The following is a 9,318-nucleotide window of genomic DNA, read 5'->3' on the forward strand; positions in this document are numbered from 1 at the left end:
GGAAAATATGAAAAGCCAATAAATAAATTTTAGGTTGATATTTTGCCTTTGCTAGTTTGGGAAAACACAGGGGCTACCCATGGTAAAAGAACTGAGGAAATGTTTTGCATCTTTCTTTATTTACAGAATTGCAATTATTTTCCGTAATCTTGATTTGGTTCCGCAACTTTCAATGTTCCATAGTCATTTGGTACTTCATATTGAACGGTTTTATCAGCCTTGCCAAAGAGATTTTCGGATGAATTATCTTCATAATCAGCAACATTATCTGTCCAGAGTTCGCATTGGCTGATTACGGTTTTTAATGCGTCTTCCTGACCTTCTGGTGGATATTTGTATTTCTTCAGAAGCTTCTTAACAATCATTCGCATCCTTGCTCTGGCAGTTTCTTTTTTCTGCCAGTCGATGGTTTTGTTCTTACGGAGTGTTTCAGTGAGTTCCTTTGTAAGAGCTACGAGATCTTCATTTGAATAGAAATCTTTTACAGCTTCAGGTTTTGTCAGCGCATCATAGAAAGCAAGTTCTTCATCAGTTAATCCGAGCTTGTTTCCTTCTTCGCTTGCATGAAGCATTTCTTTAGCGAGTTTCAAAAGTTCCTGAATTACTTCTTCATTGGTGAGCATTCCGTTCAGGTAGCGGTTCAAAGTCTGCTGAATGAGTTCGCTGAAGGCTTCTGATTTTACAAGGTTTGTGCGTTTGTAAACTTTTACCTGTTCATCAATCAATTTCTTGAGCATTTCAACAGCGAGGTTCTTCTCTTTCATCTTTGAAATATTTTCAAGGAAGGTTGGATCAAAGAGATTTACTTTTTCGCCAACATCAGAGAAAAGGTTTATGACGCCATCAGATTTTACAGACTGTTTGAGAAGTTCGTTTATTCGGTCGTTGATTTCTTTGAGGGAGAATTTCTTGCCAGATGGATTATACAAAATACGCATTACAAGAACGCGGACAGATTCAAAGAAGGCAGCTTCAAGACGCATGTGCTCTTTTACCATTGAAGAACAAAGTGAAAGTGCTTGTTTGAGCATTAAGGCTTCTTTTATAAATGCCTGTTTCTGTTCTTCCTTATCTGGAGCGACAATAAAGTTTACAGCCCCGCTGATTGTCATACCGCGCTGTAAGCCTGAGCCTTCGTAGAATGGAGTATAATCGTAACCAAAGAAAAGGTTTCGGCAGATTTCGAGTTTTTCCTGGAACTTAGGGAAGGCACGTTTTGCAACATCCATTTCGCCATAGTTTTGACGGTCGCGTACGGTGTAGTCGTTCATGGCCTGCTTGAGAGCACTTGCGATTCCAACGTAATCAACAACAAGCCCACCTTCCTTATCTTTGAAGACTCTATTTACACGGGCAATTGCCTGCATAAGGTTGTAGCTTTCCATTGGCTTGTAAACATACATGGTTGCAAGGGAAGGAACGTCAAAACCGGTGAGCCACATATCAACAACGATTACAATTTTAAGAGGGCTGTCATTGTCTTTGAAGCGTGTCGCAAGTTCCTGCTTGCGGTGTTTGTTTCCGATTATTGCACGCCATTCTTCCGGATCCTTGTTGCTTTCTGTCATTACAACGGCAACGCGGGCATCGTCACCAGGGACTGTAATCTGCTTTGAGCCGACTGTAACCTGTGAAGTTGTTCCCGCCCAAGATGGCCTCAATTCCAGAATACGATTGAAAATCTTCATTGCGATAGAACGGTTATAGGCAACAATCATTGCTTTACCGGTATACAAATACTGGCGTTCGTTTTCGTAGTGATTAAGGATATCATCAACAAGAGAGTTGATTGTTTTTTCATGACCAAGGATTTCTTCCATCTTGCCAAGTTCGTGCTTACTCTTTTCGATTACTTCTTCATCTGCATTCTGAGCAAGCGCAGAGTATTCTGCATCAATCTGGGCTAGAACTTTATCATCAAGTTTGAGTTTGATAACACGGCTTTCGTAATAAACAGGACGGGTTGCTCCATCTTCAACAGCCTGTGTCATATCATAAACATCGATGTAGTCACCAAAGACTTCTATGGTACTTCGGTCTTCGCGCGAAATTGGAGTTCCTGTAAATCCAATATAACTTGCATTAGGAAGGCTGTCGCGGATTATTCGTGCGGTTCCGATTGTTCTATGAGCAATTAGATTTCCTTGTTCGTCGCGGCTGGTTTTGATTTTTTCTGTAAGTCCGTACTGGCCGCGGTGAGCTTCATCTGCCATTACGATAATATTTTTTCGGTCGCTGAGCGGCTCATCACTTTCCTCAAATTTCTGCATAGTCGTAAAGATGATTCCGTTTGCCTTGCGTCCTTCAAGAAGTTGTTTCAAATGTTCCCGGCTTTCTGCCTGAACCGGTTCCTGACGTAAGAAATCTTTACAATTACAGAACTGAGTATAAAGCTGATTATCCAGATCATTGCGGTCTGTAATAACAACGATTGTCGGCGAATCAATTGCCTGCTGCAAAAGGTGTGCATAGAAAACCATTGAAAGCGATTTTCCGGAGCCCTGAGTATGCCAGAAGACACCGATTTTACCATCGCCGCTTACTGCAAGCTTTGTACGTTCAACAGCCTTTCGAACTGCAAAATACTGATGATAGCCTGCAAGAATCTTATATGAATTGATTCCATCATTATTAAAGCAGATAAAGTTTTTGATGATGTCCAGCAGGCGGTCTTTTTGGAAAATACCTTCAAAGAAAGTTGTAAAATCGGCAAAGGCCTTGGATTCCATATTTCCGTCTTTTGTCTTCCATTCCATAAAGCGATCTTCACCACTTGTAATGGTTCCCGCCTTACTTGTAAGCTGGTTGCTCATTACACAAATACAGTTGTAAATAAACATGGAAGGAATTTCCTGCATGTAATTGCGAATCTGTGTGTATGCTTCGCTAACATCAGTCTGTTCACGGCTTGGAGATTTCAATTCAAAAAGACAGACAGGAAGTCCGTTCAGGAAAAGAAGAATATCCGGGCGTTTGTTCGAGTTTTCTATAAACGTCCACTGATTAGCAACAATGTAAGAGTTTTTATCGCCAGACTTTCCGGCATTTTCAAAGTCGGCAATGTAGATTATGTCAGATTTAGTTTCACCGTTTTGATGGTAGCTTACTTCAATACCATTCTGCAGATATTCCATAAAAAGGGCGTTTTTCTTTGTAAGCTCAGCATTCTCAAAATGTCGGAGTTTGAGAAGTGCTTCTTCAATCGCAGCAGGTGCCGCCTTCGGATTAAGACGCCTGATAGAATCTTCAAGTACAGAATCATAAAGTGGAGAATGCCAGTCGCGTTCAACATCAGGCCCATAAACATGCTCCCACCCCATATTCTGGAACAACTCAATCAGAGCATTTTCATAGGCTTCTTCGTTGTAATCGGACATAAACAATTCTCCTTATTCTTCCATCAGCCAGTCAATTATATTCTTGTGAATAATACCGTCACGCGAAAAATCAAACTTGTCCATAGAAAGAACGTACTTAGGATAGTTATCTTTTACGCTTGAATATGCACCAAATTCACGCTGGACAGTTTCATCAGTGGCAAGAAGGTAACAGACTTGAAAATATAACTTTTCATCGCCTTTTTGTGCTATAAAATCAATCTCTGCATTTTTTAAGATACCGATTTTTATTTCATAACCACGACACAATAATTCATTGTACACTATGTTTTCTAAACTTGCACCAATATCAAGCTTTGCAGAATGAATACGACTAAAACTTACATCTGCAAGGTAATATTTTTCCAACGTTGAAAGAGATTTTTTCCCCTGAATGTCATAGCGAGGAGCTTTGTTCAGAACACATGAATTAACTATGAAAGAAAGATAATTATACAAAGATTCTTTTGGGCAATCACGACCCTGAGATTTTAAGTAATTCACGATGTTAGTGCCCGAAAAAAGCTGCGACATATTTACAGAAAGATACTCAAAAATTCTGTTCAGTAAATCGATATTCTGAATCTTGTAGCGTGAGATAATATCTTTCAGCACGATTGAATTGTATAAATCTGATAAAAACACCCGAAGCTCTTCATCAGTTTTCATTGCAAAACGCTGAGGCATTCCGCCCCATTTTACATAATCCATAAATGCGTTTTCATCAGCAGATTTTATATTCTGAATTTCAAGGCATTCCTTAAAACTGAAAGGCATAATTCTAAATGAAACATAACGGCCGGAAAGAAGTGTAGCAAGTTCTCCGGACAGCAATTTTGCATTTGAACCTGTAATAAAAATGCTTGTGTTCAAAAGCCTGAATGAGTTGATTGCTTTTTCAAAGTTCGCAACATTCTGAATCTCGTCAAAGAAGAGATAATACTTCTTGTCATCTCTTATAAGATTTTTTACATGGGCATAAAGTTCAGTTTCATTTGTTAAGGCTGCAAACTGCAAATCTTCAAAATTGATGTAGATTTTGTGGCTGGCATCAGCTTGAATTTCATCATAAATCTGCCTGAGAACAACAGACTTTCCACAGCGACGAATCCCAATGATTACCTTTATCAGTTCACTTTCATAAAAAGGACGGATTTTCTTAAGCCAATTTTCTCGCTTTACCATACGTATATAATAGACTAGAATGAAAAATAATGCAACTTGTACGGTTGAAACGAACTAAAATTGTCTTTTTGCAATTTGTTTCGATGTGTCGAAAAGAATTATCAAATTTTAAGACTTTTTTATTTTACTTTTGAAGAAAAAACTAAAAATACAGATTGGCTCAAAAAGGTCAAACTGTAGAAGAAATTTGCTTGATTTATGGTGTTTTTGCGTTGATTTTGCATGATTTGTGCAAAATCAAAAAAAATTATTTACTGTCTTCAAGAAGATCAATAAAATCTTTCATCATAGAAAAAGGTTTGTCCGAGTTTTGTTCCTGCTTTATATTTTGGCTGGCAGAAATGCGGTTTTCCCATAATAGTTCCTGTTGCTCAAATGAAAGGTTCCCTTTTTTATAGTCTTTCCACGGATTTTCTTTTTTGAGTAAATTTACACATTCTTCACTAGAAATGGTTTTGTCAGGAACTCTTTGAGTATGCGCTAAGAACCAAACTTCAATACAAGGGCGAGATAATAAAAGTTTTTCTTCGCAGGTCTTAAGATTATCTACAACTGATTGGACATCTGCATCATACATTAAAAAACAATTAATGTTTTCTGAGTTTGTTATTGCCAGTTCTTTTTTATATTGCCTGATTAGTCTTGTATTAATTTTACTTCCTACAATTTTAGAAACAATTTTTATAGGTAAACGATATTTCTGTTTTAGAAAATCAATATAGCATTCTTCTGTTTCACCTTCACACAAAACGAGGATTACAGGTTTCATTTTTCTGTTTGGTCGACTTTTCTTTGGCATAATCACTCTCCAAACAGTTTTTTAATTGATTCAACAGAAGATGACACATAAGGAACTGCATCAAACCTTCCCTGCAGATAACCTTTTTCGGCATCCATGTTTTCACGGAAGTCCTTAAAATCAAAAAGAGAATAGAAATCTGTAGAAGCGTCCTCTTTTTTATTTGTAAAATAAATCTGATCCTTGCGGAATTTTTTTGTGCTAATAAGATTTGTATTATGACTTGTAAAGAGTATCTGGGCATTTTTAGACGCATGAACAAGATTTATAATAAACTCTGCAAGTTCTGTATGAAGACTCAAATCAAATTCATCAATAACAAGTGTTTTGCCATGTTTGCAGACATCAAGAAGTGCCAGAAGCATATAAAAAAGGTGAACCGTACCAGATGATTCTTCAATCTCCAAATCAAATTTAATTCCAGGATTCTTTTTGTGAGAAGTCAGAAATCGTATATAAGTTTCCGTCTGCATGGCAGGCATTCCTGAAATAACTTCTCTTCTTGAAGTCAAATATGCCGGCATAACAGGAACTGTAACCTTTTCTTTTTTTGCTTCAATATCAATAATATCACTATCTGCCATTTTAAGAGCCTGTAGGAGCAATGGCTTATTTGTATTAAAGAGGTTTACCGCGTAGTCATTTGGAATTAAGGGAATGTTCACAAGAAGGTTTTGCATAAAAAATGTATAAATCTTTTTTGCAAGCTCCCTGTCCATCTGAGAAGCACGACTAATAAAGAGCGTATTTCGTCCAGTACTTTGAGCAACATCAAGAGGTTTTACAAAGAATCCGTCACCGAAACTATAGATTTCAGACTTAGGTTTTCCGACCTGTTCTTTACGTACAAAGATTTTTGCTTTTCGTTTTCCCGGATAATAATAAAGGCTTTCCGAAATAATTTCTTTTCGATTAAGCGAAAAAGAATATTCGTATTCCGTACCATCACAAATAAAATTGATACTGAATGTACTAGGTTTTTCGTGATAGCCGTCAAACTTAAAAGGCATAAAAGTAAATCTAACGCCTTCATTGTTTCTATAAGAATCAAGAATTAAAGAAATGCAGAATGATAAGGCTTTTACAATGCTTGTTTTTCCAGATGCATTAGGACCAAATACTCCAATGGATTTAAGATATTTTTTATTACCAAGAGTAAATACATTATCAGACAGTTCTTTTGTTGCTGCTGTAGAAATACGAGCAGCTTCAAAATCTACCGTAAGAGTATCTTTAATTGAATAAAAGTTACTTAAAGATAATTTTAATACCATAAAACACCTATATTTGTAAAATTATTACAAATATAGCATTTTCACAGGTGAAAAGCAAGATTTTTTATGCAAAAAGGAGGGGAAGGCCTTCCCCTTGCTCCCAAGCCAAGTCGCTCCACGAATCGCCCCTGCAAGCAGTGCCGATTCTCTCCGCTTTGTTGGCTTGTCCGCTACCCCTTCTGCGGGCTCAAACGCCGCCCGCAACGCCTGCTTTGACTTATTTCAAATAAACAAAACTTTGTGGAACAGATTTTATATTATATTCAGATAAAAATTTTGGAGTTTCATATCTTGTAGGATTTTCTAAAACATATGCAAAAGCAAATTTACGCTCTTTGAAATAATTCATAAATGAATCATAATCAATACCTGCATAGTCTTTAGTTTTAAGCCATATATTTTCTGGAGTATCTTTTAAGACTTTGGAAACAGAAACTTCTCCTACGATTTTACTTATAGGAGAAGTTTCATAAATTACAATTTTATTGATTTGTTGTTTACAGACTGTAGATCTAAATTCAAACCGTTTTTCGCCAGAAAAAATTTTTTCTACATATTTCGGCTTTATCGCGAAAATAGCATTAAGCATATTTTACATTCTCAGGAAGATATAAATGTCCATTAAATGTATATTCAACATGATTTTCTGAATAATAATTTGATAAAGAATCTACAATTTCAAAATTATTCTTTTTTAGAAGTCTAGAAAAATCCGAAATTCGATTATCAGAAACTGTTATCAATGGTTTATCTGTATCGAGTTCATTGAAAGCAATATCTATAAACCGCTGACCAATACCATTCAATCGACTTTCTTTATCGACATAAAGTGTACAGATTTTTTTTTCTGAGCAATTCTTCTTAAGAATTAAAACTCCATTTACCTTTCCAAAACTTAAAGGTGTTTGTGCAATAAATACTTCACGAGAACCATTTGAAAGTTCTGGAACTACTTTATCATAAAACCAACTGTAAAAATCAGGATATTCTGTTCGCAAAAATGAGAGTTCGCTAAAGATTGAGTCTATTTTTGAATCAACGGCAGTGATTCTTTTAATATTACAAACCATAGTTATCCTCCCTATTAAGATAGTTTATCACGGATCCGGAAAAATGAATAGATATATTTTTATTTCCTAAGTCTTTTCTTCAAAAATTTAAACAACTTGCTAATCCCAATTATAATAAAAGGCGTAATTATTGCAGTTAAAGTTGTTAGAATAAAGCATTTCCAATTTATTTGGTTTGGTATCTTAATTATCGGTAAAATCGAAAATATGTTATTAGCCAAAACTGCTAAATCCAAAACAACAAAAGCATAAAATAGCAAATGAGGTTTAGAAGTTTTTTCTTGTTGTGATTTTATCAAAAAAAGAAGCATTCGATTTACTTGTTTCTTTTAGATGATAAACAAGGATATCTTTTTTTCTTTTTGGTATTCCTAAATAATTATCCCACAGTTCTCTTTCCAAAAAACGAACATCATATTTGTCATTACATATAGATATATCTTCCAATGCATCAGTCATATAAAAGAAATGTATTTTTGTATATGTATCTTCATTGAGTTTGTAATTTTGAATTTTGTCAGATTCCAAGATACGATAGTCATTAAACCTAAAATCGATAATTTTATTTATCATAAAACTACTCTCGAAAATTTTACTTTCCGAATCTTCAGTTATTACGAATTTATTAATATCAAAATTTTCAATTCTGAAACGGAGATACTTCTTTTTAATAGTCTCGCCTTTGAGTTCAGAACTTGCAATTTCTTTAACTTCTATTTTAGTTGTTATAATTCCATTATCAGGAGATAAATTTTCTTGCTTTTTTATAGGAGATAATAAAAACTTTTCATCTTTTTCATTTTCTCTGTTTAAGATTTCAAATGATTTTTCAGATTTCATATCCATATAGCAATTAAATATGGAATTTCGAATATCGCCTTTAACTTTGGTAATAAAGTATCACGGATTTCTGCTAGATTTTTATTTTCAGCTTCGAGTTTTTCTTGTTCGGTGAAAACAGGATTGCAAAAACTCTGAAACGATGACAAACTCTTATCATCAGGAATCAAAACAGGAACATTTTTCATTGCAGTACCTGATATTTCCTTAAAAGTTGAGCCAGATGCCATGTTATCAATTAATTCAAAATTGCTCCTCAAGAAATAATAGATATATGCATTTCCAACATTTGGATTTGGAATTACAGATTTGAAACCTTGATTTGTTGTGACTTCATTCTTTGAAATTGCAATGTAGCCGATAGGCGCTCTTGAACTATATAATACAGTTCCTTTTGGCATTTTTATTGCACTACTATTCTTAAAACCTAATTCAGTAATATCAATCTCACCATGAGAAATAAATTTTGACTTGTCATTTGATAAGTCTTTAGGTGTTATCCAAGCAATTCCTTTGTTCGTGTAATATTCTTTTTTTGCTTTTGATGGTGTACTACCACCAACTATAGTACCAATCTCCGACAATTTTCCAACTTTCCACCCCTCCGGTATTTTGCCGCCAAATGGTTCGAAGTCTACAAACCAGTTTTTGAAGAGGGCTTGGGCTTGCTGTTCGAGGTTGGTGTTTATTTTGTTGTTCAGTTCGATTTTGTCGTCGAGGGATGAGAGGATGGCGGCGATTTTTTGCTGGGTGGGGAGAGGGGGAAGTTTTTG

The 9,318-nt window shown here is 35.5% G+C and carries 8 protein-coding genes; all 8 read right to left on the reverse strand.

Features of this window, described 5'->3' with window-relative positions:
* Positions 1 to 134: 134 nt before the first annotated feature.
* Positions 135 to 3,377 (reverse strand): type I restriction endonuclease subunit R, encoded by a 3,243-nt coding sequence (locus tag JI65_RS02390; RefSeq protein WP_191013776.1) that lies wholly within the window; start codon positions 3,375 to 3,377, stop codon positions 135 to 137.
* Between the two features lie 12 nt (positions 3,378 to 3,389).
* Complete coding sequence (locus tag JI65_RS02395; RefSeq protein WP_191013777.1) at positions 3,390 to 4,562, reverse strand: ATP-binding protein; 1,173 nt, start codon at positions 4,560 to 4,562, stop codon at positions 3,390 to 3,392.
* Between the two features lie 247 nt (positions 4,563 to 4,809).
* On the reverse strand, positions 4,810 to 5,361 hold the full coding sequence (locus tag JI65_RS02400; RefSeq protein WP_191013778.1) for an RloB domain-containing protein: 552 nt from the start codon (positions 5,359 to 5,361) through the stop codon (positions 4,810 to 4,812).
* A 2-nt stretch (positions 5,362 to 5,363) separates the two neighbouring features.
* A complete protein-coding gene (locus tag JI65_RS02405) occupies positions 5,364 to 6,635 on the reverse strand; it encodes an AAA family ATPase (protein ID WP_191013779.1) in 1,272 nt (423 codons plus the stop codon).
* Positions 6,636 to 6,852: 217 nt separating this feature from the next.
* A complete protein-coding gene (locus JI65_RS02410) occupies positions 6,853 to 7,224 on the reverse strand; it encodes an ASCH domain-containing protein (RefSeq protein WP_078931878.1) in 372 nt (123 codons plus the stop codon).
* Entirely contained in the window at positions 7,217 to 7,705 is a 489-nt protein-coding gene (locus tag JI65_RS02415; RefSeq protein WP_191013780.1) for a hypothetical protein, read from the reverse strand. Before JI65_RS02415 ends, JI65_RS02410 begins: the two co-directional genes overlap by 8 nt.
* A gap of 267 nt (positions 7,706 to 7,972) precedes the next feature.
* Complete coding sequence (locus JI65_RS02420; protein ID WP_191013781.1) at positions 7,973 to 8,545, reverse strand: hypothetical protein; 573 nt, start codon at positions 8,543 to 8,545, stop codon at positions 7,973 to 7,975.
* A partial coding sequence (locus JI65_RS02425) for a restriction endonuclease subunit S (RefSeq protein WP_191013782.1) occupies positions 8,542 to 9,318 on the reverse strand: 777 nt, incomplete at its 5' end. The genes JI65_RS02425 and JI65_RS02420, both read right to left, overlap by 4 nt.

The sequence above is a fragment of the Treponema zioleckii genome (assembly GCF_014737315.1).
In the GTDB taxonomy this organism is placed as follows: domain Bacteria; phylum Spirochaetota; class Spirochaetia; order Treponematales; family Treponemataceae; genus Treponema_D; species Treponema_D zioleckii.

Bases quoted from the DNA above. Each gene is read 5' to 3' on its own strand.
- JI65_RS02415 (WP_191013780.1), bottom strand. From the start codon at position 7,705: ATGGTTTGTAATATTAAAAGAATCACTGCCGTTGATTCAAAAATAGAC.
- JI65_RS02395 (WP_191013777.1), bottom strand. From the start codon at position 4,562: ATGGTAAAGCGAGAAAATTGGCTTAAGAAAATCCGTCCTTTTTATGAA.
- JI65_RS02390 (WP_191013776.1), bottom strand. From the start codon at position 3,377: ATGTCCGATTACAACGAAGAAGCCTATGAAAATGCTCTGATTGAGTTG.
- JI65_RS02400 (WP_191013778.1), bottom strand. From the start codon at position 5,361: ATGCCAAAGAAAAGTCGACCAAACAGAAAAATGAAACCTGTAATCCTC.
- JI65_RS02420 (WP_191013781.1), bottom strand. From the start codon at position 8,545: ATGAAATCTGAAAAATCATTTGAAATCTTAAACAGAGAAAATGAAAAA.
- JI65_RS02410 (WP_078931878.1), bottom strand. From the start codon at position 7,224: ATGCTTAATGCTATTTTCGCGATAAAGCCGAAATATGTAGAAAAAATT.
- JI65_RS02405 (WP_191013779.1), bottom strand. From the start codon at position 6,635: ATGGTATTAAAATTATCTTTAAGTAACTTTTATTCAATTAAAGATACT.